At 60.1% G+C, this 697-nt stretch carries 1 protein-coding gene and 1 pseudogene; both read left to right on the top strand.

Annotated features, from left to right (window positions below; genetic code table 11):
* Positions 1-498 (top strand): annotated as a pseudogene (locus tag WMO26_RS13545) (hypothetical protein); the annotation flags it as partial.
* On the top strand, positions 498-697 hold a 200-nt coding region (locus tag WMO26_RS13540; RefSeq protein ID WP_349221150.1), incomplete at its 3' end, for a hypothetical protein. The pseudogene WMO26_RS13545 and the gene WMO26_RS13540, both read left to right, overlap by 1 nt.

Below are 697 nucleotides of genomic sequence, written 5' to 3'. Positions count from 1 at the left end.
CACGCGAAGACGTATGTTTTTAATGCCTCCGCCACCAACGCCGCTACCGTGGAGCTTACCGGCGGGGGCACGATCAATTGGGTCAAACTGGAGCTCGGGGAAAGCGCGACGCCCTGCGTGCCCAGACCGCTCACCCAGGAAAAACAGCTGGCACTGCGGTATTTTTGGCAAACCTTTGACGGGGCTTTGCCGTCGGGCCTGGGCGGCAAGATGTCTTACACCTTTATGGCGGATAACAATGGCGTTGCAGATGCGTTGTTTTGCACGCCGGTGCCCATGTACCGGGCCCCTACCGCGCGTCACTACACAGAGGCGACGGGAGAGGCAAACCAAGTGTCGGTCTACACCAGAGAGACCGGGTATTATGCGACCTCGCCAATCATATCGCCGTTTGCAAACAACTGCGTCCTCGGCCTGCGGCTAACCGGCTGCACGCCAAACACTGTCGGATTTATCTCGTGGTTTGGCCGCTATGACGCCCGCATGGAGGTGACCTGATGCGCACAATCAACATGACCATCGAGGGCGACGCCCTCATCCCGTCCGACTATCTGGCCGGCCAAACCGGCGAGCATCAGGACACGGCGCTGACCGTAACCTTGCCGGAGGAATGGGCGGATTGTACCTGCACCATCCGGTTCCGGGCGGCCAACGGCCGCCATTACCAGACCATGCCGCTGACCGATCCAGTTTCGTT

This window comes from Solibaculum intestinale (assembly GCF_040096205.1).
GTDB classification, from domain to species: Bacteria; Bacillota; Clostridia; order Oscillospirales; family Acutalibacteraceae; genus Solibaculum_A; species Solibaculum_A intestinale.
The sequence above is the reverse complement of the archived record's forward strand: the minus strand, read 5'-3'. Positions and strand labels throughout refer to the sequence as shown.